Below are 24271 nucleotides of genomic sequence, written 5' to 3'. Positions count from 1 at the left end.
AAACCAGCGAGCGGCCACCGCCAGGGCTTCATGGTTCAAATTCTGGCGACGCCGGGCCGTCGATTTCGATCGGACCGAGGGTCGGAATGATGGCGGCATGCCGCAAATGGATAGCGCTGTCGCCAAGGCCACGGGCATCGGGTGCCCGTGGGCGTTGCGTCGGTTGCCGCACGGCATTTCATCATTCCCTTAGCCGGATAATCATGGTGGCTTCGCAGTCTTTACGTCCTCCGCGGTCGCCCTAGCTATCCAAGGCGCCGGTGTGACGTTTTGATGCCGGCCAAGCCGCCGAGGAGAGGAGCGAGCAGCTGTGCAAAGGCCTGAGCGCCACAGCAGAACTGTCACATACGTTCTCTAAGAGAGCGGGCAAGGACTTGCGCAAGACCCTTGTCACCAGCCACTCAAGAGGGAAAAACCATGACCATGATCAAGCGGGGCTTTGCTGCCCTTGCCGCAGGTGCGCTCAGCACCGCGCTGGCGATGCCTGCCTTTGCGGAGCCGGTAAAATTTGATTTCTGGTTCGGCCTTTCGGGCGACCTCGCCCGCGTCGTCGACACGCTGTGCAAGAACTTCAACGAGTCGCAGAAGGACTATGAAGTCGTCTGCACCAGTCAGGGCAACTACGACGCCACGCTGCAGAACACCATTGCCGCCTTCCGCGCCGGCAAGCAGCCGGCCGTCGTCCAGGTCTATGACGTCGGTACCGCCACCATGATGCTGTCGGGCGCCTACAAGCCCGCCGACAAGCTGATGGAAGAAAACGGCTACAAGATCGACTACGCGGATTATTTTCCCGGCATCGCGCGCTACTACGCGACGTCGAAGGGCGAGATGCTGTCCTTCCCGTTCAATTCATCGACCGCGCTGATGTACTGGAACAAGGACGCCTTCGCCAAGATCGGCAAGACCGAGGCGCCGAAGACCTGGGAAGATGTCGGCGCCGACCTCAAGGCGATGAAGGACGCCGGCTACGAGTGCCCGATGGCGATCAACATCTCGGCCAACGAAAGCTGGCAGCTGATGGAACAGTTCTCGGCGCTGCACAACCAGCCGATCGCCACCAAGAGCAACGGCTATGATGGCCTCGACGCGCGCCTGGAAGTCAACAAGACCAAATTCGTCCAGTACGTCACCGATCTCAAGAAGTGGTATGACGCCGGTCTCATCAAGATCAAGTCCAAGGATCTTGGCCAGGATATGGTCCAGGCCTTCGCCTCGGGCACTTGCCAGGTCATCCTGACCTCGGTCGGCGACCACGGCACCGTCGGCAAGACGCAGAAGGAAGGCATGAACTGGGACGTCGCCGAACTGCCCGTCTATGCCGGCACCGAGCGCAAGAATTCGCTCGTCGGCGGCGCTTCGCTGTGGGTTCTCTCCGGCAAGTCGGATGCGGAATACAAGGGCGCGGCCGCGTTCCTCAACTTCATCCACGACCCCAAGACCGCCTTGTTCTGGTCGACCAACACCGGCTACATCCCGGTGACCAAGTCGGGCTTCGACTACATGAAGTCGAGCGGGTTCTACGACAAGGCTCCCTACAAGGGCCGTGAAGTCGCGATCGCCAGCCTGACCGCTTCCGAACCGACCGAAATCACCCGCGGTGTGCGCCTGGGCAATTTCACCCAGATCCGCGCCGAGTTCGGTACGCAGATGCAGGCGATCTTCGCCAACAAGGTCAGCGTCCAGGAAGGCCTTGATACGTTGGTCAAGAATGGCGATGCCATCCTCGACCGCTTCCAGCAGACCTATCCGGGCAAGACCCTGCCCTAATCCCGGATAGCGGAGCGGCCGTCCGTCGAGACTCGACGGGCGGCCATTTCGTACAGGTTTTGATTTACGCATGTTCTTATCCCGAAACCGGGGCCCACTTTCGGGAGACATGCTTTAGTCTTCCGCCGAGAAAGCGGACTGGCGGTTCAACGGCATCGGCGGATCGATGGAAAAACGCGTCACTTTCGGGAAATGGACGATCGGCATCCTCTTCGCGGTGCCGCAACTCCTCCTGATCTTCACGTTCTTCTATTGGCCCGCCGGCCAGGCCGTTTACTGGTCGCTGACGCTGCAGCAACCCTGGGGCGGCGGCAACATCTGGGTCGGGCTCGACAATTTCCGCTCGATCCTGTCCAACGCCGATTACTGGAACTCCATCACCGCCAGCCTGGTTTTTGCCGGGCTCAGCACCGGGCTTGCGATGTTCATCGCGCTGGTGCTCGCGGCCCTGACCGATCGGCAACTCGCCGGCTCGCGTCTCTATCGCGTGGTGCTGATCTGGCCCTATGGCATCGCCGCGCCGGCGCTGGCGATGGCGTTCCGCTTCATCCTGGCGCCGGAAGCCGGCTTCATGGCCGTGGTCAACCGGGTCTGGCCCGGCTTCTGGGATCCCGGCCTCGATGGCGCCGACGCCATGGCTTCGATCATCATCGCCTTCTCGTGGAAATATGTCGGCTACAACTTCATCTTCTTCCTGGCCGCGTTCCAGGCCATCCCACGTTCGCTGATCGAGGCCGCCGCGATGGACGGTTCGGGCGTCATCAGGCGTTTCTGGGACATCCAGTTCCCGCTGATCACGCCGACGATCTTCTTCCTGCTGGTCATCAACATCACCGAAAGCTTCCAGGATTCGTTCGGCATCGTCGACATCATGACCGCTGGCGGCCCGGCGAACGCCACCAATCTGATGGTCTACAAGATCTATTCAGACGGCTTCAAAGGCCTCGATTATTCGGGCGCCGCCGCGCAGAGCATCATCCTAATGCTGCTCATCATCGTGCTCACCATCTTCCAGTTCCGCTTCATCGAGCGGCGCGTGCATTACAGGTGAGATCTCCATGGTCGAGCGCACTCCGTTCCTCAATGTCTTCACGCACCTGATCCTGTTCATCGGCTTCGTCTTCTGCATCGCGCCGTTCGTGGTCGTTGCGATCGCCGCGTCGCACAATCTCCGGGATGTCAACGATGTGCCGATGTCGCTGCTGCCGGGCAGCGACTTCTGGGTCAATATCAAGACCGCCTGGACGACGGCAGACCTCGGCCCCAAGCTGCTCAACAGCTTCATCATGGCGGCAGGTGTGGCCGCCGGCAAAGTGATCATCTCGGCGCTCACCGCCTTCTCGATCGTCTACTTCCGCTATCCTGGGCGCACCTTCATCTTCTGGCTGATCTTCGTGACGTTGATGCTGCCACTGGAGGTGCGCATCGTGCCGACCTACGCGGTCGTTGCCAATGTCCTGTCGCCCTATCAGGCCATTCTGGACGTGACCGGCCTGAGCTGGCTGATCGAGAAGGTGTCGGGCGTGCAGGTCTCGCTCAGCCTCGGGCTGCTCAATTCCTATACCGGGCTGATCATGCCGCTGATCGCCACGGCCACCGGCACGTTTCTCTACCGGCAGTTCTTCCTGACGGTGCCGGATGAACTGACCGAGGCGGCGCGCATGGACGGCGCCGGTGCGCTGCGGTTCTTCATCGATATCCTGTTGCCGCTGTCGCGCAACAACATGGCGGCACTTGGCACCATCATGTTCCTGTGGGCCTGGAACCAGTATCTGTGGCCGCTGCTCATCACCACCGACCAGTCGCACGCGACGGCGGTCACCGAGCTCAAGCAGCTGATCCCCAATGTCGGCGGCATTCCGGAATGGAACATCGCGATGGCCGGGACGCTGATCGTCATGCTGCCGCCGCTGATCGTCGTGGTGCTGATGCAGCGCTGGTTCGTGCGCGGTCTGATCGCCACCGAGAAATAAGAGGAGACAAGATGGCCTCCATCGCAATACGCGGCGTCAAGAAGAACTACGCCAAGACGCAGGTCGTGCACGGTGTCGACCTCGACTTCGCCTCGGGCGAATTCGTCGTCATCCTCGGGCCTTCCGGCTGCGGCAAGTCCACGCTGCTGCGCATGATCGCGGGGCTGGAAGAGATTTCCGATGGCGAGATCGCGATCGACGGCACTGTCGTCAACAGGCTGGAACCACGCGAGCGCGGCTGCGCCATGGTGTTCCAGAACTACGCGCTCTATCCGCATATGAGCGTGGCCCAGAACATCGGCTATTCGCTCAAGGTCGCCGGCGTGCCCTCGGCCGAGCGCATGCAGCGGATCCAGGCGGTCGCTCGCACTTTGGAGCTCGAACATCTGCTCGACCGCAAGCCGATGGCGCTTTCCGGCGGCCAGCGTCAGCGCGTCGCCATGGGCCGCGCGATGATCCGCGAACCGAAGGTGTTCCTGTTCGACGAACCGCTGTCCAATCTCGACGCCAAGCTGCGTGTGCAGATGCGCTCGGAAATCCGCAAGCTGCATCGCCGCCTGAACGCCACCTCCGTCTTCGTCACGCACGATCAGGTCGAGGCGATGACGCTCGCCGACCGGCTGGTGGTGATGAATGGCGGACGCGTCGAACAGGTCGGCACACCCGGCGAAATCTACACCCGCCCGGCCAGCCGCTTCGTCGCCACCTTTGTCGGCGCGCCGGCGATGAACATTCTGGAAGGCACGGTCGAACTCGACGGTCTGTCGCTGCTCGGCGGCGGTAGGCGCCTGGCTATCGCTCGCGCAGGCCTGCCGGTCGGCACGAAGGTGGCGATGGGCATCCGGCCGGAAGCCGTTCGGCTGGTTGCACCGGGCACGGCCGGTGCGCTCGACGCCACCGTCGACCTGGTCGAGGAACTGGGTGCGGGACGGGTGATCTATGTCGATCTCGACGGCGCGCCGTTCTCGGTGATGACGTCGGAGGCGGTCCACCCCGAGCCCGGCAGCGCTGTCGGCCTGAAGATCTTGCCCGAGGACATGCATTTCTTCTCGTCGGAGACGGGAAGCCGCCTCGATGTCTTCAAGGCGTCCGTGCCCGAGCCGGCGCTCTGATTTTCAGGCCTCCTTGAGCAGTGGCCGATCTGTTCAGCCGATATCGGCGAACGCATCGCCGCCTGAACTGTCCGTTGCGCGCCGGCAGTGCCGTCGCCCTTCAGGCGAACACATGCGCCTTTCCCGACACGGTGAGCCGCACGATTTCGCCGACCGCTGGCGCGTCCATGCCCGATTTGCGCAGGATCAGCGGCGTGTTGCCTATCGCGGCGGCGTCCGGCGGATCGGCGTTGTTCAGGAGCCGCACCGCGATCGTGCATGTCGCGCCGGCGAATTCCGATTCCGTCACCTCGCCGAACAACATGTCCGGCGTGCCCGACATGCCTTCGCGCGACGTCCGTTTCAGCCCGATCTGCTCCGGCCGCAGCATGATGCGGGCGACATCGCGGCTGTCCGACGTGTCGACGGCGATGCGACCCAGCGGCGAGTTGGCGAAGCCCCCCGAGATGCTCGCCGGCAGGATGATGGCATCGCCGAGGAACTCCGCGATCATACGGTCCTTCGGCTTGAGGTAGAGATCGCGCGGCGTGCCGACCTGCGAGAATATGCCGTCGCGCATCACCGCCACCTGGCTGGCGAAGGACAGTGCCTCGGCCTGGTCGTGCGTCACCAGGATGGTGGTGATGCCGGCCGCCTCCAGAAGCTCGGCCACCGCCTTGCGCATCGAGGCGCGCAGGCCGGTGTCGAGCGCCGAGAACGGCTCGTCGAGCAGCATCAGCCGCGGCTTCATCGCCATGGCGCGGGCCAGCGCCACGCGCTGCTGCTGGCCGCCTGAGAGTTCGTGCGGGCGGCGCTTGAGGATCGCCTTGTCCAGCCCCACGATATAAGCGAGCTCGACAATGCGCTCTGCGCGCTTGTCCTCGCCCCGGTCCATGCCGAAACCGATATTGTCCGATATGGTCAGATGCGGGAACAGGGCGCCGTCCTGTGCCACCACACCGATGCCGCGGCGATGTGCCGGGACAGCGGCGCCGCCATTGGCCAGCACCTTGCCGTCGAGCATGATACGGCCCTGGTCCGGTGCCTCGAAGCCCGCGATCAGCCGCAGCAAGGTCGTCTTGCCGCAGCCGGAGGGGCCGACGATTGCGGTCCGGCTGCCGCTGGCGACACTGAGGTCGATGCCGGCAAGGGCCGCGACCGGGCCGTAATGCTTTTTCAGGCCGCTGATTTCGAGAAAGCTCATCGTCCCGCCATCCGTTTCGACTGGACATAGAGCAGCCATGTCAGCGGCAGAGACATCGCCACCATGATGAAGGCGTAAGGCGCCGCCGAGGCGTAATCGATCTCGCCGCTGTAGGACCAGAACGCCATTGCCAGCGTGCGGGTGCCGTTTGGCGCCAGCATCTGGGTCGCGGTCAGTTCGTTCATGATGCCGAGCGCCACCAGCGCCATGCCGGCCGCGGCACCGGGCGCCGACAGGCGGATGGTCGTCGACCAAAGCGCGTTGAGCGGCGGCCTGCCGAGGCTGGACGCGGCGCGCTCGAGCTCGACCGGGGCCTGGGCGATCGAGGCGCGCAGGCTGACCAGGGCACGCGGCAGGAACATGAGTGCATAAGCGACCAGAATGGTGAACAGCGTCTGATAAAGCGGCAGGGCGATACGAACGGTGATGGTGACCAGCGCCAGCGCGATGACGACACCCGGTAGCGAGCCGACGATGTAGTTGCAACCCTCCAGCAGGCGCTGCAACGGTCCCGGCGCGCGGATCGAGATCCAGGCCATCGGCATGGCGGCGACGGTGGCAAGCAAGGCCCCGGCAAGCGACAGGAACAGTGTCTGGCCGAGCGCCGGGCCGATCTCGTCGAGACGCCAGACCTCGGCGCCGCCGGCGATGAGCCAGCGGCCGATGGTCACGAACGGCACGCCAAGCGCCAGCAGCGTGGTGACGGCAAGCAAGGCCAGGCTCGGGATCGTGGCGCGGCCGAGGTTCGTGCGTTGCTGGTAGCGCGCCGCGCCGGAGCCGACTCGGGCATAGCGCTCTTCTCCGCGCACCAGCACTTCGAGGCCCAGAAGCACGAAGCAGCAGGTCACCAGGACGCCGGCCAGCATGTTGGCGGCCGGTCCGTTGAAGGTCGACTGGAACTGGTCGACGATCGCCGTGGTGAAGGTATCGAAGCGGATGAAGACGTAGAGACCATATTCGGCCAGCAGATGCAGTCCGACCAGCAGCGAGCCGCCGCAGATGGCGAGCCTGAGCTGCGGCACCACGACGCGCCAGAACACGCGCCAGGGCCCAAGGCCAAGGGCTGAGGCCGCGTCCTCCAGGGCAGGGTCGAGGCGGCGCAGCGCCGCCGATATGGGCAGATACAGGAAGGGGAAATAGGCGATCACGGATACCAGCACGCCGGCCCACAGGCCGTGCAGCCCGGGAACCATGGTGATCCAGGCATAGGAGTGCACGAAAGCCGGAATGGCGAGCGGCGCCACGCACAGCCAGGCCCAAAGCCTGGCGCCAGGCAGGTCGCTGCGCTCGGTGAGCCAGGCCAGCGCGACAGACAGCACGATGGCGATCGGCACGGCCAGCAGGACCAGCAGGGCGGTGTTGACCAACAGTTCGCCGACGCGTGGCCGGAAGACCAGCGCCGAAACGGTTTCCCAGCCGGTCTGCACCGCGGTCCAGATGATGAAGGCGAGCGGCAGAAGGGCGAGCAGCGAGACGAGAACAGCGGCGGTGACAAGCCAGGGTGCCGCCCGCCGCGCCTTTCGGCGCATCGTCGGCGGCGAACCAGCGCGCGCGAGATCGACCGCAGGCTGCATCGGCTCAGACACCCCACGGTTGCGGCGCGGCGGCGGAAATAAAGGGACCACGATCGCGGTCAGGAACGCAGCGTGTCGTCATCGACGAATGCCATTTCGAAAACAAACGCTCCCGCGGAAGGCGAAGTCCCGCGGGAGCTCGGTCGGTTTGTCCTTATTAGGACGAACAGAAACTAAAGCAAGCCGGCTGCCGTCATCAGGTCGGTGACCTTCTTGGAGTTCAGCGTCGCGGCGTCGACCTTCGGTGCCTGCAGATCGGCCAACGGCACCAGTTTCGGATTGGATTCCGCGCCCTTGCCGACCGCGTATTCGAAGGAGGTTCCGTTCTTCAGCACTTCCTGGCCGCCCTTGCCCGTCACCCACTTCAGGAAAGCCTGGGCTTCCTTCGGATGCTTGCTCGAGGCGAGCACGCCGCCACCGGAGACCGAGACGAAAGCGCCCGGATCCTGGTTCTTGAAATAGTGCAGCGCGACGTTCTTGCTGTTCTCGCCGGTCTTGGCCTGATCGCCAAAGTAGTAATAGTGGTAGATCACGCCGCCTTCGATCTCGCCGGCGTTGACCGCCTTCATCACGGTGCTGTTGCCCTTGTAGGCAGTGAAGTTCTCCTTCATCGCCTTCAGCCAGTCCGCCGTCGCGGCCTCACCCTTGAGCTGCAGCAGCGCACTGACGATGGCCTGGAAATCGGCGCCCGAGGGCGAGGCCGCCCAGCGGCCCTTCCAGCTCGGGTCGGCAAGGTCGAGCAGCGACTTGGGCAACTGGTCGGCCTTGAGCTTGGTGGTGTTGTAGGCAAAGACAGTGCTGCGCGCGGCCACGCCCACCCATTTGCCGCTGGCCGCCTGATAGTCCTGCGGCACCTGAGCCAGCGTGTCGGCGTCGACCGGCGCGAACAGGCCGGCATTCTCGACCAGCACCATGGCCGGCGAGTTTTCGGTGAGGAACACATCGGCGGGCGAGGCGGCACCCTCGGCGACGATCTGGTTGGAGAAGTCGCTGTCGCCGCCATTGCGCAGCGTGACCTTGATGCCGGTTTCCTTGGTGAAACCTTCGGCCCATTCCTTGGCCAGACTTTCGTGCTGGGCGTTGTAGACGATGATGCCCGCATCCTCGGCCATCGCCGGACCGGCAGCCAGGCTGATTGCAAATGCGGCGACACCGGCAAGGGCAAGAAGGGGGGATTTCATAAGGTCTCCTCGGGTTGTCCGCGCTGCGGATGCGACCGAGTATCAATTCATGAATGCACTAGTCAAGATTGAATTCCGTTCATTACGGTTTTGCGCTTCGCGGCATTGATGGCGACATGTCACCCGATATGTGGGCCCGGCGGCCGTGGCTCCGGGATACAGCCGTCGATCATGGGATGAATCGTCCAGCGCTGGTCCAGCCCCTGCTGTGTCCGCTTGGTCTCGGGATCGAACGCGTCATTCAGCATGGCGCACCAGGTTCTGCGCAAATTCTCACAGCGTGTCTTGAACGCCGCGCTGCCGAGTCCGTCGCGCATATCCTGAGCGGTGAGGTCGGTGGCTTCGCCCGGAGGTTTGGGCGGGACCGTGCCCGTATCGGGAAAGTCCGGATTCCATTGAAGATAGTGCTTTGCGTCGACACCGGGCGCGGCATCGAATTTGACCACCGCCATCAGGGGATGAAACTCATGCCACCCCTTGTGGTAGCCGTCATAGACATGTTCGCCAAGGACGGCGACATGATCGCCCATCCTTATGGGCCCGAGCGCCTTGTCGCCGACATTGGCGTCCTCGACATTGCCGGGGTTCCAGTTGAACAGCCCATCCAGGACCGGTTTGACTGCACCGAAGTAGGATGCCGCTCCGCCGATGGCGCCACCAATGGCCCCTCCGAGCAATCCCCCAAGGAACGAGCCGATGGCGCACCCCACCGCACCCAGGAAGAACGATCCTATGGCGCAACCGACAGCCGCGCCGACACTTGCGCCGGCGGCCGCCGCAGCCGCGGTCACGACCAGGGCCGCCGTCAGCAGGATGACGATGGCCGGCGCCCATTGGCGCATCTTGATCCAGAAGTCGCCCTCGGCCTCGCAGTGCAGGCCCCAGCGTGCATGGTCGTCGGCGGGCGCATAGCCCAGATCCGTCTTCAGGTCATCGCGTGGGAGCAGCAATTCATGGCCCTGGAAGCCGTCATTGAGAATGTCGTTTGCCGGATGGGCCGTGACCTTGGCGGCAAATTCCGACACGACAGTGCCATTGGCATCGTAGCGATTGGCGGCGGCAAGAGCCGTCTGGTTCGTTTCGGCGTTGAGGATTTCGGCCGTCGGATGCGGCATGAGGATGACGTCGAAATACTGGTCATTGTCGAAGGCGCCGAGATCGCTGCGGAACGGATTGTAGGACACGATCCCGACGGCGCATTTCGGATTGTCCTTGTCGAGGCAGACCAGGCGATGGTTGAGCCATTCCGCGGCGGCCTTGTCGATCGTTGCCGTGGCCGAAGAGAGGAATGCGATGGCTGCGGCAAGGGCCGCACCGACCGGCCCGAGCAGCAAGCCGAAGGCGGCCGCCAGCCCGGTGATGACGATGATCTGCAGCGCCTGGCCGGCGAGGAAGGCCAGCCGGTCGTCCTCATTGTAGGGCTTGCCTCCGGCGGGATAGAGAAAGCAGCTCGTATAGTGCTTGTAGGCCATCGGAGCGCCTCAGCCTTTCGTCGCCGTCAGCGTCACGCCGCCGGTCATGGTGCGCGATCCGCTCTCGCTGATCGTGAAGACGTGGACGTTGAAGGTCTTCGTGCCGCGGAAGGCGGCGTCCTTCGGTTCGATCTCGACAGCAACCTCGGCCTCCTGGCGCGGCTGCAGGGAAAGCGTGTCCGGAACGATCCTGACCGACCAGTCATCCGGGACGGGAAACCGGCCATAGGCCTGTTCTTCCAAAGCTCTCGCCCAGCGCGCCTTGCTCTCGGCCAGGCGTGGCAACGGCGTGTCGCCCCGACCTTGGCCGTGTGGCGCCTCCGGGACACATGGCCGCAGTTTCGGCAGGCCGTAGCAGTCCGCCTCGATCTGGAAGCGGCGGGCGGCCGAAGCTTCGTTGCGGACGGTGAAGGCGAACTTTGCCGGAGACTGCATCTGGGCGATGTTGACGTTCTTCTGGCCAAGATTGTTGTTGGGATTGGCGTCATCGCCCCAGGAGAGCTGTGCCTGGAGACAGTAATGGCCGCCAATGGCTGGCGTGGTCCAACTGAACTCCGCATAGGCAGGGCAATCGATCGTGCCCTTGGCGCCGAGATTGACGGCAGTGCTGGCGATCGGATGAGAAACCGTCTGTGCGCCGAAGGAGAGATAGGACAGCGCCACCCCCACTCCGACCGCCGGGGCGTCATAGGACCCGTTCCAGACGCGGACGCGGACGCGATATCGACGGGCGGGCTGAAGCGGCCCGGTGACCAGTGCGGCGCCGTCGAAAATGTCGATATCGGGATTGTCCCAGGTAACGGCGAGCCCCTGCGCCATAAGGTAGTATTGGGCATAAAGAAGCGGATCGGCGCGCTTGTAGATATCGGGCGGCAGCTGGATACAGCAATCGTTCTGTGCCGGCTTCGGCAGCGGCTGGCCCTTGACCAGCCGGCAAAGCAGCATGCGTATCGTGGCAAACAGCACCTTCAGTCCGGCCGCGAGACGCTTCCAGAAATCGGCGGCGAACAACAAAAGGACGGCAATTCGAATGTGGTTGACCAGAGATCCTGCCATATCGTGTTTCCCACGCTGAGAGGACGCAAAGGCGATGCTTTTCTGGCGGAGGTATCGCCGCCAGCTGTCTAGAATGCTACTTTTTCGGTGATCTCTGTCTTCTATAGAAGTAGATCGCGGCGATAAGGACTATGACCGCAATGACAATGCTGCCTTCGAAAGTTCCCGAGCCATTGTCGGGAGAAAATCCAAAAATGCGTTCTATGAAATCCATCTTGGCCTCCCTCCGATCCTTTCACGCTATAGTAGGGCTTACGTTGCGTCAACGAAGGGTTTGACCGCGCTGTTTCTCACCCAGGGCGGCCGGGAGCCTGGGAATCCCGCATGGAGTTTCGTGGGTTGCCTCGCAAACTTTCGTGACTTGCCCATAGTTTGGCTTGGACATTATTTCGCCGGCCACGTAACAAATCTGCGCCGAGGCGCGAAAACCGGGGAGTGAACTCTTGTGAGCGGCAAGGACGAGGCCGAGCTTTCCCGGCTGTTGCGGGCCGCGATCGCGGGAGATGAAAAGGCCTATGCCGACTTTCTCCACCGGATTGCCGCGCTGGTCCGCGGTTTTGTGAGGCGAAAGATCGTGCAGGGCGGGGTCGATCCCGAGGATGTCGTGCAGGAAACCTTGCTGGCCATTCATGTGAAACGGCATACCTGGCGCCAGGACGCATCGGTCCTGCCCTGGGTCTATGCGATCGCCCGCTTCAAGCTGATCGACGCGTTCCGGCGGCGCGGTCGGCGCATCGAGATCGATGTCGACGATATCGCCGAGACCTTCGCCGAGCCGGAAACCGAAACCGTCAGTGAGCGCGACATCAACCGGGCCCTGGACGGGTTGCCTCCGGCACAGCGTTCCGTGGTCGCGGCCGTATCCGTGGAAGGCCGCTCGATCGGCGAGACGGCTGCGAAATTCGGCATCAGCGAGACGGCGGTGCGTGTGTCGCTGCATCGCGGGCTTGCCGCCATAGCCAGGCGATTTGGGCAGGGGCGATTCGGGCGGGAATGACATGAGGACCGAAGATCTCATCAAGGCGCTCGACGCCGATGCAAGCAGCAAGGCGATGCCGTTGCGTTCGGCCTGGTGGCTGGCTGCCGGTGCGGCCATTGTCATCGCGGCAGTCGTTTTCCTGCTGACGATCGGCCCACGCCCCGACTTCATGGTGGCCGCGCATACGATGCGCTTCCTGTCGAAATTCGTTTTCACCATCGTGCTGGCGGTCAGTGCCTTCGCCCTGATCCGCGCTTTGTCGACGCCAGGTGCCCCGACAGGTCTGGCGATGGCGGGGATGGTTGCCGCGCCGCTGTTGGTGGCCGTGGCGGTGGTTCTGGAGCTCTTCATGGTGCCGGAAGCGTTGTGGGGCACGCGCATGATCGGTTCCAACATGATGATCTGCATGAGCTTCATTCCGCTGATCGGCATTGGCCCGCTGGCGATCTTCCTGTGGATGCTGCGCTACGGCGCGCCGACGCGGCCGGTGCTTGCCGGCGCCGTCGCGGGGCTACTCGCCGGCGGACTGGCGGCGACCTTCTACGCCGCGCACTGTTTCGACGATTCGCCGCTTTTCGTCGCCACGTGGTACACGATCGCGATCGCTGCGCTCGCCTTGCTTGGCGCGCTTGGCGGGCGGTTCTTCGTGCGCTGGTAACAGGATACCTGCGACCACCCTCGCGCATACCGATCCTTAATCATGCCGGCAATTGTTTGCCGGTTGGCATGTCGCCAGTGCCCCGGGGCAACCTTTCCTTAAAATCGATCCTTCAGGGTTTAACGGAAAAAAGCGATTGCCCACGGGGGTGGTACAGATCGTGACTTTGCGAGGAATGATCGGGCCGGGACCCTACAAGCATGCAGCGCTGGCGCTGCTTGTGGCCGGTTTTGGCGTGGTGTCGGCCTCGTTTGTGCTGTCCAGGCTGGATCTTGGCGCGGAAACGCTCAGACTTTGTCTCCAGGTATCGGTAGCTGTGACAGTCTGCGCGCTTTTCTTCGCCTACCTTTCCATCGGCCGCATCTCGGAAGATCGACGACAGATGGCGGAGACAGAGCAGCGCTTTCGCCGGGCCATGCAGGATTCGGCGATCGGCATCGCCATTGTCGGGCTGGATGGGCGCATTCTCGAAGCCAATCCGGCCTTCGCCACCATGCTTGGCTACAGCCGCGACGAGATCGAGGCGCTGACCTTTTTCCAGATCACGCATCCCGACGATCTGCAGATCGGACGCGAAACGATGGACCGTCTGAAAGCAGGGACCGCCCATGCGTTTCACTTCGAGAAGCGCTATCTGCGCAAGGACGGCACGCCGGTCTGGGCGCATCTTGCCGGCTCCGTCATTCGTGACGAGAAAAGCGGTCGCCCGCTCTATCTCGTCTCGCAGATCGAGGACATCGACGCGCGCAAGCAGGCCGAGGCGCGCATCGCCGAGGCTGAGACGCGCTGGAATTTCGCGCTCGCCGGCGCCGGTCAGGGCGTGTGGGACCTCGACATGCGCAAGGGCGGCACAACCTATTCCTCGACCTGGGTCAAGATGCTGGGTTTCGACGAGGGCGAGCTTGATGGCGATCCTGACCACTGGCTGACCATGATCCATCCCGACGACCGCGAGACCGTCGCCGAAGCGGATCGTGCCCACGTTGACGGCAAGACCCCATTCTTCGAAGCCGAATTCAGGATGCGCCACAAGGACGGCCGCTGGATCTGGATACTCGACCGCGGCAAGGCCATCGAGCGCGACGAGGATGGGCGTCTGATCAGGGCCATCGGCAGCTTGACCGACATCACCCGGCGCAAGGAGATCGAGGAGCGTCTGACCGTATCGGCGGCAATGCTGGCCGATGAGAAGGAGCGGCTGCGGGTGACGCTGCAGTCGATCGGCGATGCCGTCATCTGCACCGATGCGGCGAACCGCGTCACCTTCATGAACCCGGTTGCCGAGAAGCTGACCGGCGTTTCCGGCGAGGCGGCTCTCGGCAAGACGCTCGGCCATGTCTATTGGGCGGTCGACGAGGAGACGGGTCACAGGATCGGCGTGACGCGGCCGGCAATCAGCGGGGAGGTTCCCTCCGACCAGAACAGCCGCGCCGTGTTGATCCGCCGCGACAACACACGCTGCAGCATCCGCCAGGTCGTGTCGCCAATCATGAACGAGCGCAACGAATTCTGCGGGCTGGTCATCGTCTTCCAGGACTTCACCGATGCGCGCGCGCTGCAGCGTCAGCTTGCCCACGCCGCGGCGCATGACGCATTGACCGGCCTTGCCAACCGCTCGAAGCTTCATCCGAACGATGGAGGAACTGGTCGAGCAGGCGCGCAAGGACGGCACGACGGCTGGGAGCGGCCATCAGTTCATGTTCATCGACCTCGACCATTTCAAGCTGGTCAACGACACGGGCGGTCACGCCGCCGGAGACGCCTTGCTGAAGCAGGTCGCCGAGGCCGTACGCGGCGTGCTTGGTCCCGAGGACATCGTCGCACGCCTGGGGGGCGACGAATTCGCCGTCATCCTGAAATCTGGTTCGACCGCCGGTGCCAGGATCGCGGCGCGCTCCATCATCGATGCGATAGCCGGCCTGAACTTCACCTGGGATGGCCGGCCACACGCGATCGGCGCCAGTATCGGGCTGGCGGCGATCAATGCCGACTGCGGCGAAGCCGATGAGATCATCGCAAGGGCCGACGCCGCCTGCTATGCGGCCAAGGCCGCCGGCCGCGGATGCGTCTGCGTGGCGCCGGACGGCAGTATCATCGACCACGGGTCGGAAGCGCCCAAGCCTCTCGCCGCGGCGTCGTGAGCGGCGGCCGGCGGATACTCTAGCGCGTCGGAACGGGATGCTCGCCGCGATAATCGTAGAAGCCACGCCCGGTCTTACGGCCGAGCCAGCCGGCCTCGACATATTTGACCAGCAGCGGGCAGGGCCGGTACTTCGAATCCGACAGGCCATCATGCAGTACCTGCATGATCGACAGGCAGGTGTCGAGGCCGATGAAATCGGCCAGCTGCAGCGGCCCCATCGGATGGTTGGCGCCGAGCCGCATTGCGGTGTCGATGGCGTCGACCGAGCCGACACCCTCATAGAGCGTGTAGATCGCCTCGTTGATCATCGGCAGCAGGATGCGGTTGACGATGAAGGCCGGGAAGTCCTCCGAGACCGTGATCGTCTTGTCGAGCTGCTTCACATAGGCCTTCGCGGCCTCGAAGGTCTGGTCCTCGGTGGCGATGCCGCGCACCAGCTCGACCAGCTTCATCAGCGGCACCGGATTCATGAAATGTATGCCGATGAAACGCTCCGGCCGGTCGGTCTGCGCGGCAAGCCGGGTGATCGAGATCGACGAGGTGTTGGTCGCCAGAATGGCTTCGGGATTGAGCTGCGGACAGAGCTGCGTATAGATCTTGCGCTTGACGGTTTCGTCCTCGGTTGCCGCCTCGATCACCAGATCGACGCCTGCGAGATCGGCCATCGCCGGTGCCGAGGCAATGCGCGCCATTGCCTGGTTGCGCAGCTTCTCGTCGAGCTTGCCGGAGCCCACCTGGCGGGCCATGTTGCCGCTGATGGTGGCTATGCCCTTCTCGATGCGTTCGGGCGATATATCGTAGATCAGCACCTTGTAGCCCGAAAGCGCGGAGACATGGGCGATACCCCCACCCATCTGGCCCGCGCCGATGATGCCGATCGTCTCGATCTTGCTCATTACACCGATCCCGTCAAAAGGCCTTTGCAGCCTGCTTTTTGTGCGGTGCAAACTAAAAGGGCGGGGCGACTTCGTCTACCCCACCCCAAGCATTTAATACGCTTTGCCAGAGAGCGTCAAAGCGCCTTCTGCAACTCCGGCAGAATGACAAAGAGGTCGCCGACGAGGCCATAGTCGGCAACCTGGAAGATCGGGGCCTCCTCGTCCTTGTTGATGGCGACGATGACCTTGGAGTCCTTCATGCCGGCGAGGTGCTGGATGGCGCCGGAGATGCCGACCGCGATGTAGAGATCGGGAGCGACGACCTTGCCGGTCTGGCCAACCTGCCAGTCGTTCGGCGCATAGCCGGCATCGACGGCGGCGCGGGACGCGCCGACCGCGGCCCCGAGCTTGTCGGCGACCGGCAGGATTACCTCCTGGAACTTCTCCGACGAGCCGAGAGCACGGCCGCCCGAAATGATGATCTTGGCAGAGGTCAGTTCCGGACGATCGGTCTCCGACAGCTTGTTCTCGACGAAGGAGGACAGGCCCGGATTGGCGGCCGCCTTGACGGTCTCGACAGCAGCAGAGCCGCCCTCGGGCGCCGCCTGGAAGGAGGCGGTGCGCACGGTGATGACCTTCTTGGCGTCGGTCGACTGTACCGTCTGGATGGCGTTGCCGGCGTAGATCGGACGCTTGAAGGTATCAGGCGAGACCACTTCGATGATCTCGGAGACCTGCGCGACATCGAGCAGCGCCGCGACGCGCGGCGCGACATTCTTGCCCGACGAAGTCGCCGGCGCGATGATGGTGTCGTAGCCGCCAGCCAGTGACACGACGAGGGCTGCCGTCGGTTCGGCGAGGCGCTCGGCGAGTTCGTCGGCTTCGGCGAGCAGCACCTTGCTCACGCCCTTCAATTTGGCGGCCGCGTCGGCAGCGCCCTTGGCGCCCTTGCCGGCCACCAGCACATGCACGTCCGAACCGATCTGCAGGGCTGCCGACAGCGCCTTGGCGGTCTGGTCGGAAAGAGTGGCGTTGTCGTGTTCCGCGATGAGGAGAATTGCCATTTTATCTGTTCCTTCCGATCTCAGAGCACGCCGGCTTCATTCTTGAGCTTGTCGACCAGTTCGGCGACGCTCTTGACCTTGACGCCCGCCTTGCGGCCACCCGGCTCCTCGGTCTTGATGACCTTGAGGCGCGGCTTGACGTCGGCGCCGTAGTCGGCCGGCGATTTCTCGTCGAGCTGCTTCTTCTTGGCCTTCATGATGTTGGGCAGCGAGGCATAGCGCGGCTGGTTGAGGCGAAGGTCGGCGGTGATGATCGCCGGCATCTTCAGTTCCACCGTCTGCAGGCCGCCGTCGACTTCACGTGTCACCTTGGCCTTGTCCCCGTCGAGCACGACCTTGGAAGCGAAGGTGCCTTGCGCCCAGCCGAGCAGGGCCGCCAGCATCTGGCCGGTCTGGTTGGAATCGTCGTCGATCGCCTGCTTGCCGAGGATGACGAGGCCGGGCTGTTCGGCGTCGACGACGCCCTTCAGCACCTTGGCGACGCCGAGCGGCTCCGTCTGCTCGTCGGTCTTGACCAGGATGGCACGGTCGGCGCCCATGGCGAGCGCGGTGCGGAGCGTTTCCTGCGCCTGCTGCGGGCCGATCGAAACGACGATGATCTCCTCGGCCTTGCCGGCTTCCTTCAGCCGGATCGCCTCTTCCACCGCGATCTCGTCGAACGGGTTCATCGCCATCTTGACGTTGGCGAGTTCAACCGCCGAACCATCAGCCTTCACGCGAACCTTGACGTTCGCATCCACAACCCGCTTCACGGGCACAAGGATCTTCATTTGCCTGTCACCTCTTCACGCTAGTTGGGCGCGCTATAACAGCCTGCGCCCGTTCTGAGTTGTCGAAAGCCGACATTCCTGACTGAATTCCGGCCAGACGGAATTCTGGCCGGATGGAAATTCTGGTCTTTGCCCGCCTTTGACTGCTCCTTAACAGCCTTGGGCTCGGACGGAGACGTTTCCGTAGTTGGGGCAACCCTTGACGTCAATACGCTGAAAGCGGCTCAAATCGGTTCAGTTTGGGCCAGCAGGGTTTCCCCGGCCCCAACGCGCCGTGGTGGTGGGTGGTTCGGGCGCCGCTGGCTGAGCCGCGACCGGTGGCTGGTCGGGAGCGGGAACCACGGTATCCTCGTCGGCGCCGGCAAAAAGCGGCACGCCGCGGCTGCGCAGGACAAGCACCAGCACCGCGCCTGCAATGATGCCGCCGATGTGGCAGGCCCAGGAAATCTGATCCTCGCCACCAGCAGCGAACATGAAGACCTGGAACAGCACCCACAGGATAAGCGGGATGAAGGCCGGAATGCGCAGTGGTATGCGGGCAAAGGCAAGCACCCAGACCTTCACCCTGGGATAGAGGATCAGGTAGGCGACGACCACGCCGGCGATGGCGCCGGAGGCGCCGATCAGCGGCACCTGCGAGTCCCAGGCGACGAAGCTTTGGAAGGCGGCCCCGGCGACGGCGCACAGGAGGTAGAAGATGAGGTAGCGGATGTGGCCGAGGGCATCCTCGACATTGTCGCCGAACACCCACAGGAACAGCATGTTGCCGCCAAGGTGGAAGATGTCGGCATGCAGGAAGGAATAGGTGAGGTAGCTCAGGCTTTCGGGGATGACGACAAAGCGAGGGTCGAGTTCGGCCGTGTCATGGACGACGGACGGGATGAAGCCGAGGCCAAGCACGGCGGCGTTGGTGAAGTTCTCGCCGCCGAGCGCGGTGACGCAATAGACCAAAGCGTTGACCACAATCAGGCCGATCGTCACATATTGCAGGCGGATGTGGCGCAGCCTGTTGGTGTCGTAAAGCGGGATGAACATGCGTGTCTGGCCCCTCCCGCTTTCGGTCCGTTCAGCGGTTCTTGCCGGGAACCCATAGCACGTCGGCATTTCCATTGTCATTGACCGCCCGGGCGGCGACAAACAGGAAGTCCGAGACGCGGTTGATGTATTTCAGCCCGTCGCGATTGACATGCTCGCCCGGATCTTGAGCGAGCGCCACCATCAGCCGTTCGGCCCGCCGTGCCACGGTGCGGGCAAGATGCAGGGCAGCGGCAGCGGGCGTGCCGCCGTTGAGCACGAAGGATTTGAGCGGCTGCAGATTCTTGTTGAGGAGGTCGATATCCTTTTCGACACGGTCGGTCTGCACGGGCGTGATCCGCAAAGGCTCATAGCCAAGCGGCTTGCCGTCGTCGGGTACGGCAAGGTCAGCCCCGAGGTCGAACAGATCGTTCTGGATGCGCGAAAGCATGGCATCGATCGCCAGGTGGTTCGCTGCCGTGTGGACACGGGCAACGCCAATGCAGGCATTGGCCTCGTCGACCGTGCCGTAGGCATCCACCCGCAGGTCGGATTTCAGCCGCCGCTCGCCAGTACCGAGTCCTGTTGTGCCGTCATCGCCGGTGCGGGTGTAGATCTTGTTGAGCTTGACCACATCGCCTCCCGAACGGTGCTCATTTGCGGGTGAAATACACCGCCAGCAGGATCAGCACCAGCGCCACGGCCTGCAGCATGACGCGTGCCTGCATCAGCTTGTTCGAGGTGACGCCGGAACCGCCGCGCATCATGTTGATGAGGCCCCGGATCAGCACGATCACCACGGCGGCCATGACCAGAATGGCGAGGATATTGAAGACGGTTGCCATTGTTGCGTTTCCAGTTGTTTTCGCGTTCAGGCGCGTTTGGCCATCAGGCGGTAGAGCATCGATGCCGGCAGGATGCGTTTGAATGCAGCGCCGATCCTGGCCGGCACCGTTACCACATAGTGCGGGCGCGGGCGCCGCGACAGAAGTGCATGGCGCAGAACCTTGTGGACCACTTCCGGCCCAGGCTTCAGCGCCGATTGGCTGCCGCCGGCCCGCAGCCGTTCCAGCTGCGCGGCATAGTCCGCACCGTGCACGGAATTCTCGATATCGATGTTTTTCAGGAACCAGGGCAGGCCGTTGCTGGCGATCTTCGATTTCACCGGTCCCGGTTCGATGAGCGAAACATGAATGCCGCTGCCTTCCAGTTCCTGGCGCTGGCAGAGCATCAGGGCCTCGAGCGCATGTTTCGACGCCGAATAGGCGCCGCGAAAGCGCACAGGCACGAGGCCGAGTATCGATGAGCAATGGACAATGCGGCCATGACCCTGGCGGCGCATCACCGGGACCAGACGGCGGGTCAGATCGTGCCAGCCGAAGAAATTGACCTCGAACTGCTCCTTGAGCGCGGCCACCGACAGGTCCTCGACCGCACCGGCCTGCGCGTAGGCGCCATTGTTGAACAAGGCGTCGAGCCGGCCGCCGGTGCGTTCGAGCACTGAAGTCACCAGGGCGGCGATAGAATCCGGTTCGCCGTAGTCGAGGTAAAAAGCCTCGATGCCGTCCGCTTCGAGGGCTGCGATGTCTTGCGGCTTGCGTGCCGTCGCGAACACCCGCCAGCCCTCGGCCTTCAACGCTCGGGCGCAATAGGCACCTATCCCCGAAGACGCGCCGGTGACGATGACGGTGCGCAACTCCGCCGCTGGAGAATTCGTGGTTTGACGAAGGGTTGCCATTTGCCGCATTCACTTCCCATATTCGCGGCGTCTAGACAATCGAAGGGGAGCGCGCGTTTTGCTGCGGAATATTGTCGCCCTGCGCCGCGTGCTCTACGACGCGCTCGGTCATTTCAACACCGATGACGGCTGGGCGATGGCCAGCCATCTGGCGATCACTTCGCTGATGGCGCTGTTTCCGTTCCTGATTTTCGCCACGACGCTGGGCAGCTTCCTTGGCGCCGAGGCCTTTGCCGACACGGCCGTGCACCTGGTCTTCGACACCTGGCCCGATCAGATCGCCAAGCCGATTGCGCATGAGGTGCTGAATGTGCTGACCGTCCGGCGCACCGACCTGTTGACCTATGGCGTGCTGCTCGCCGCCTACTTTGCCTCGAACGGCATCGAGGCGCTGCGCACGTCGCTCAACCGGGCCTATCGCGTCACGGAGACGCGCGGCATCATCTACCGTCGTGTGCAGAGCATCTTCTTCGTGCTGATCGCCACCGCCGGGTTCCTGGCGATCAGCGTGCTCCTGGTGTTCGCGCCGTTGCTGGCGCGGCTGGCGGAAGCCCATTTCGAGTGGATCAAGCCCTATACCGGCACGATCACACTGTGGCGCTACGTCATTGCCTCAACCGTCATCATTGGTGGGCTGTTTGCCGTGCACTACTGGCTGCCGGCCGGCAAGCGCCGCTTCGTCTCGCTGGTGCCGGGCATCGTCTTCACGCTGGCGGCGTGGCTTATCGGCTCGACGATGTTCGCCACTTATCTCGACCATTTCTCGTCCTATGTGACGACCTATGCCGGACTGGCCTCGATCATGATCGCGGTGGTCTTCCTCTACATCGTCTCGGCGATCTTCATCCTTGGCGGCGAGCTCAATGCCGCGATCAGCCGCTATCTGGAGGCGCGTGCAAGGGTCGGCTGAGCCGATACCGGCCGGATTGAGGAGCCGAGAATTGAGGAATTGAACAAGAAGCACACAGCGCCAGATTTGGCCGCTTTCCTCAGTTCCTCAGTTCCTCGATTCTTCCCCTGGTCTGCCGCGCCGTTGCCAGGCCAACGCCGAAAGTCGTGATGGCCATGCCAACGATCTGCAGCGCGTTGAGTTGCTCGTCGAACAACGCCCAGGCGATGATCGCCGTTACCGCCGGGACAAGGTAGAACAGCGAGGCGACCTTTGACATCTCGCCGTCGCGGATCATCACCATCAACAGGAAGATGGCGCCGAGCGACAGCACCAGTACGAGCCAGGCCATGGCGAAGATCAGTTCGCCGTTGATGATGACGGTGTGTGTCTCGAAGGCAAGCGCGGCAAGGATCATCAGCGAGGCGCCGCCGACATATTGCCACATGGTGGCGGCCACGAGGTCGCCGCCGGAAGCGAAACGCTTCTGCCAGATGGTGCCGGCGCTCATGCCGAGCACCGAAACCAGCGAGGCGGTCAGGGTCGCGACGGTCACGCCGCCGCCCAGCGCCCCGAGTTTTGGCCACAGCACGATGACGATGCCGATCAGGCCAATGCCAAGGCCAAGCCAGTGGCGCGGCAGGATTGCCTCGCCGAGGAACTTGCCGGCAAGCACCGCCGTGATCAGCGGTTGCAGGCCAACGATCAGGGCTGAAAACCCGGCCGGCATGCCCCTGTGGATGGCCCAGAAGACGGCGCCGAGATAGACGCCATGCATGAGCACACCGGCGCCGGTGGCGTGCAGCGCCTCCTTGCGGGTGGCTCGCTTCGAGCCCAGCACCGGCATCAGGACAGCCAGCAGGATGGCGGCGATGACGAAACGCGCGGCGAGGAAGGTGAAAGGCTCCGCCCATGGCATGGCGTAGCGCGCACCGATGAATCCGGTCGCCCACAGGACGACGAAGGTTGCGGGGATGAACCGCTTGATGCCGTGCATTTTCCGGAGACCGCCGCGTTGGGGAGAGTTGACCGTGGCGATGCTCTAGTCCCGTTCAACGCAGCGTGCAAAATGAAACGATTGATCCATGCATCACGGGAATTCAACGGAGCGGTGGGTTCGACAGGGCTTTCCAGAGCCTCGCTGGGCTCACAGACCAACCATCCGCCTGATGTCGGCAGGTGTCGCGCCGGCCCCGCGCAGCTTGGCAAGGCCAGTGTCGCCAAGGCTCTTCGACAGTTTTCGCCCGTCCGGCCCGAGGATGAGCCGATGGTGGAAGTAGGCGGGTTGCGGCAGCCGGAGCAATTCCTGCAGCAGGCGCTGCACGCCGGTGGCTGAAAACAGGTCCTGTCCGCGCACGACATGGCTGACGCCTTGCAGGGCGTCGTCGACAATGACGGCGAGGTGGTAGCTGGTCGGGATGTCGCGCCGTGCCACGATCACGTCGCCCCAATCCTGTGGACGGGCCTCGACCGGGCGCGTCGCGGATAGCGTCTCATCGGTGAATTCGGTCCAGGCGAGGACCTTGCCGACACGCGCCCTGGCGGCGCCGACATCCAGCCGCCAGGCAAAAGGCTCGTTGCCGGCGATGCGCCGTTTGCGTTCTTTCACCGGCAGCGCCTTGTCGGCGGGGGGATAGAGCGGCACGCCGTCGGGATCGCGCGGCCAGTCACGCCCGCGCTTTTCGCTGTCGGCGATGAAGGCCCTGATGTCGCCTCGGCTCATGAAGGCGGGATAGACGAGTTCTTCGTGGATCAGCCGGTCAAGCACCGCCTGATACTCCGCGAAATGCTCGGACTGGCGGCGCACTGGCTCTTCCCAGCCAAGCCCCAGCCATTTCAGATCCGCAAGCACGCCCGCCTCGAATTGCGGCGTGCAGCGCGTGGTGTCGATATCCTCGATGCGCAGCAGCAGGCGGCCGCCAGTGACCTTGGCGAGCTTCTGGTTGAGCAGCGCCGAATAGGCGTGGCCGAGATGCAGTTCGCCGTTGGGGCTGGGCGCGAAGCGGAATGTCAGGAGCGTCATGTCTCGGGCGGCAATCGGGTTGTGCTGCTGTTTCGGCGGTTGCTACCTTGCGGCACATTCCAGGACAAGGAAACCCATGCAACGCATCGCGACACTGGACGACATTGCCCGCGGGCTCGATGCGCTTTGCATCATCGATCCGCGCCTGGAAAAGGTGCGCGGCATGGCCGGCGAAGTGCCGCTCAGGCTGTCCGAGCCGGGCTTCAGGAGCCTGGCCTCGATCATCGTCTCGCAGCAGGTCTCCCGGGCGAGCGCCGATGCGATCTTCGGCCGGCTGACGAAGCTGGTCGACCCGCTGACGCCGCAGGCGATCCTTGCCGCCGGTGAGGACATGTTTCGCGAGGCCGGCCTGTCGCGGCCCAAGCAGCGCGGACTCATCGCGGTTGCCCAGGCCGTGGCCGACGGGCTCGACCTCAATCACCTCTGTTCGCTCGACGCGACCGATGCGATCACGGCGATGACCGCGGTGCCCGGCATCGGCCCCTGGACGGCGGAAGTGTACCTTCTGTTTGCCGCCGGGCACCCTGACATCTTTCCCGCGCGCGATGTCGCGTTGCAAACGGCGGTCGGCCATGCGCTCGGCATCGACCCGCGTCCGCCGGAGAAAACACTGATCGCATTGGCCGAATCATGGAGCCCGTGGCGAGGTGTCGCATCGCGGCTTTTCTGGTCCTATTATCGCGAAACCAGGGGCAGGGACGCCGCGCCGCCGTCCTGAATCCGCAAAAAAGCATAAAAATCGGGGGGTTTTGACGCTTTGGGCAAGCGACAATCCGCTTCACATCCCTGTCATG

22 protein-coding genes and 1 pseudogene are annotated in these 24271 nt (G+C 63.6%); 9 read left to right on the top strand and 14 right to left on the bottom strand.

Translation table 11 applies throughout. From position 1 onward, the window contains the following. The first annotated feature begins 417 nt into the window (after positions 1–417). The 4 genes from AC1VON_RS00340 (at position 418) to ugpC (ending at position 4855) form a co-directional block, all read left to right on the top strand. Positions 418–1770, top strand: coding sequence for an extracellular solute-binding protein (locus tag AC1VON_RS00340; RefSeq protein WP_172348410.1), 1353 nt, complete (start codon positions 418–420; stop codon positions 1768–1770). Between the two features lie 166 nt (positions 1771–1936). Next, complete coding sequence (locus tag AC1VON_RS00335) at positions 1937–2821, top strand: carbohydrate ABC transporter permease (protein WP_483119939.1); 885 nt, start codon at positions 1937–1939, stop codon at positions 2819–2821. A gap of 7 nt (positions 2822–2828) precedes the next feature. Further along, positions 2829–3743, top strand: a complete 915-nt coding sequence (locus AC1VON_RS00330; RefSeq protein ID WP_172348412.1) for an ABC transporter permease subunit — start codon at positions 2829–2831, stop codon at positions 3741–3743. Positions 3744–3754: 11 nt separating this feature from the next. Continuing rightward, the gene (gene ugpC, locus AC1VON_RS00325; RefSeq protein ID WP_483119936.1) at positions 3755–4855 is read left to right on the top strand and encodes a sn-glycerol-3-phosphate ABC transporter ATP-binding protein UgpC; all 1101 of its coding nucleotides are present in this window, start codon (positions 3755–3757) and stop codon (positions 4853–4855) included. A gap of 100 nt (positions 4856–4955) precedes the next feature. On the opposite strand, the gene AC1VON_RS00320 is transcribed toward ugpC, so the two are convergent. From AC1VON_RS00320 to AC1VON_RS00300, 5 genes are all read right to left on the bottom strand, one after another. Continuing rightward, positions 4956–6038, bottom strand: a complete 1083-nt coding sequence (locus AC1VON_RS00320; RefSeq protein WP_483119934.1) for an ABC transporter ATP-binding protein — start codon at positions 6036–6038, stop codon at positions 4956–4958. Further along, positions 6035–7612 (bottom strand): ABC transporter permease, encoded by a 1578-nt coding sequence (locus tag AC1VON_RS00315; RefSeq protein ID WP_483119932.1) that lies wholly within the window; start codon positions 7610–7612, stop codon positions 6035–6037. The genes AC1VON_RS00320 and AC1VON_RS00315 overlap by 4 nt, the downstream gene beginning before the upstream one ends. Positions 7613–7785: 173 nt before the next feature. Then, entirely contained in the window at positions 7786–8793 is a 1008-nt protein-coding gene (locus AC1VON_RS00310) for an iron ABC transporter substrate-binding protein (RefSeq protein WP_483119930.1), read from the bottom strand. A gap of 119 nt (positions 8794–8912) precedes the next feature. After that, positions 8913–10265 carry a hypothetical protein gene (locus AC1VON_RS00305; protein WP_483119928.1) on the bottom strand — a complete coding sequence of 451 codons (1353 nt, stop codon included), beginning with the start codon at positions 10263–10265 and terminating at the stop codon, positions 8913–8915. 9 nt (positions 10266–10274) lie between these two features. Continuing rightward, a complete protein-coding gene (locus tag AC1VON_RS00300; protein WP_483119926.1) occupies positions 10275–11321 on the bottom strand; it encodes a hypothetical protein in 1047 nt (348 codons plus the stop codon). Between the two features lie 445 nt (positions 11322–11766). Between AC1VON_RS00300 and AC1VON_RS00295 the strand changes: the two genes are divergently transcribed. The 3 genes and pseudogenes from AC1VON_RS00295 to AC1VON_RS00285 all read left to right on the top strand — a co-directional run bounded on the left by AC1VON_RS00295 (position 11767) and on the right by AC1VON_RS00285 (position 15099). Next, positions 11767–12318, top strand: a complete 552-nt coding sequence (locus AC1VON_RS00295; RefSeq protein WP_172348419.1) for a sigma-70 family RNA polymerase sigma factor — start codon at positions 11767–11769, stop codon at positions 12316–12318. Position 12319: 1 nt separating this feature from the next. Further along, positions 12320–12958, top strand: coding sequence for an NrsF family protein (locus AC1VON_RS00290; protein WP_172348420.1), 639 nt, complete (start codon positions 12320–12322; stop codon positions 12956–12958). 175 nt (positions 12959–13133) lie between these two features. After that, positions 13134–15099 (top strand): annotated as a pseudogene (locus AC1VON_RS00285) (PAS domain S-box protein). Positions 15100–15118: 19 nt separating this feature from the next. Here AC1VON_RS00285 and AC1VON_RS00280 read toward each other — a convergent pair. From AC1VON_RS00280 to AC1VON_RS00250, 7 genes are all read right to left on the bottom strand, one after another. Then, a complete protein-coding gene (locus AC1VON_RS00280) occupies positions 15119–15997 on the bottom strand; it encodes a 3-hydroxybutyryl-CoA dehydrogenase (protein WP_483119923.1) in 879 nt (292 codons plus the stop codon). A gap of 116 nt (positions 15998–16113) precedes the next feature. After that, positions 16114–17043: an electron transfer flavoprotein subunit alpha/FixB family protein gene (locus tag AC1VON_RS00275; protein ID WP_140772305.1), complete on the bottom strand. Its 930-nt coding sequence runs from the start codon at positions 17041–17043 to the stop codon at positions 16114–16116. A gap of 20 nt (positions 17044–17063) precedes the next feature. Next, a complete protein-coding gene (locus AC1VON_RS00270) occupies positions 17064–17813 on the bottom strand; it encodes an electron transfer flavoprotein subunit beta/FixA family protein (protein ID WP_096450679.1) in 750 nt (249 codons plus the stop codon). 234 nt (positions 17814–18047) lie between these two features. Next, positions 18048–18848, bottom strand: a complete 801-nt coding sequence (locus tag AC1VON_RS00265; RefSeq protein WP_483119920.1) for a rhomboid family intramembrane serine protease — start codon at positions 18846–18848, stop codon at positions 18048–18050. A 31-nt stretch (positions 18849–18879) separates the two neighbouring features. Then, positions 18880–19461, bottom strand: a complete 582-nt coding sequence (locus tag AC1VON_RS00260; RefSeq protein WP_483119919.1) for a cob(I)yrinic acid a,c-diamide adenosyltransferase — start codon at positions 19459–19461, stop codon at positions 18880–18882. A gap of 19 nt (positions 19462–19480) precedes the next feature. Further along, entirely contained in the window at positions 19481–19672 is a 192-nt protein-coding gene (locus AC1VON_RS00255; protein WP_027031242.1) for a twin transmembrane helix small protein, read from the bottom strand. Between the two features lie 26 nt (positions 19673–19698). Further along, entirely contained in the window at positions 19699–20565 is an 867-nt protein-coding gene (locus AC1VON_RS00250) for an SDR family oxidoreductase (protein WP_483119917.1), read from the bottom strand. Between the two features lie 58 nt (positions 20566–20623). Here AC1VON_RS00250 and AC1VON_RS00245 point away from each other — a divergent pair, with 58 nt between their 5' ends. Then, on the top strand, positions 20624–21475 hold the full coding sequence (locus AC1VON_RS00245; RefSeq protein WP_056576173.1) for a YihY/virulence factor BrkB family protein: 852 nt from the start codon (positions 20624–20626) through the stop codon (positions 21473–21475). A gap of 79 nt (positions 21476–21554) precedes the next feature. On the opposite strand, the gene AC1VON_RS00240 is transcribed toward AC1VON_RS00245, so the two are convergent. Further along, positions 21555–22451 (bottom strand): DMT family transporter, encoded by an 897-nt coding sequence (locus AC1VON_RS00240; RefSeq protein WP_172348426.1) that lies wholly within the window; start codon positions 22449–22451, stop codon positions 21555–21557. Between the two features lie 150 nt (positions 22452–22601). Next, complete coding sequence (gene gluQRS / locus AC1VON_RS00235) at positions 22602–23477, bottom strand: tRNA glutamyl-Q(34) synthetase GluQRS (protein ID WP_483119914.1); 876 nt, start codon at positions 23475–23477, stop codon at positions 22602–22604. Positions 23478–23553: 76 nt separating this feature from the next. Here gluQRS and AC1VON_RS00230 point away from each other — a divergent pair, with 76 nt between their 5' ends. Then, the gene (locus AC1VON_RS00230) at positions 23554–24195 is read left to right on the top strand and encodes a DNA-3-methyladenine glycosylase family protein (RefSeq protein WP_172348428.1); all 642 of its coding nucleotides are present in this window, start codon (positions 23554–23556) and stop codon (positions 24193–24195) included. The last annotated feature ends 76 nt before the right edge of the window (positions 24196–24271 follow it).

Source organism: Mesorhizobium sp. HAY1-8B (assembly GCF_056868045.1).
This window is presented reverse-complemented; position numbering and strand designations above follow the sequence as displayed.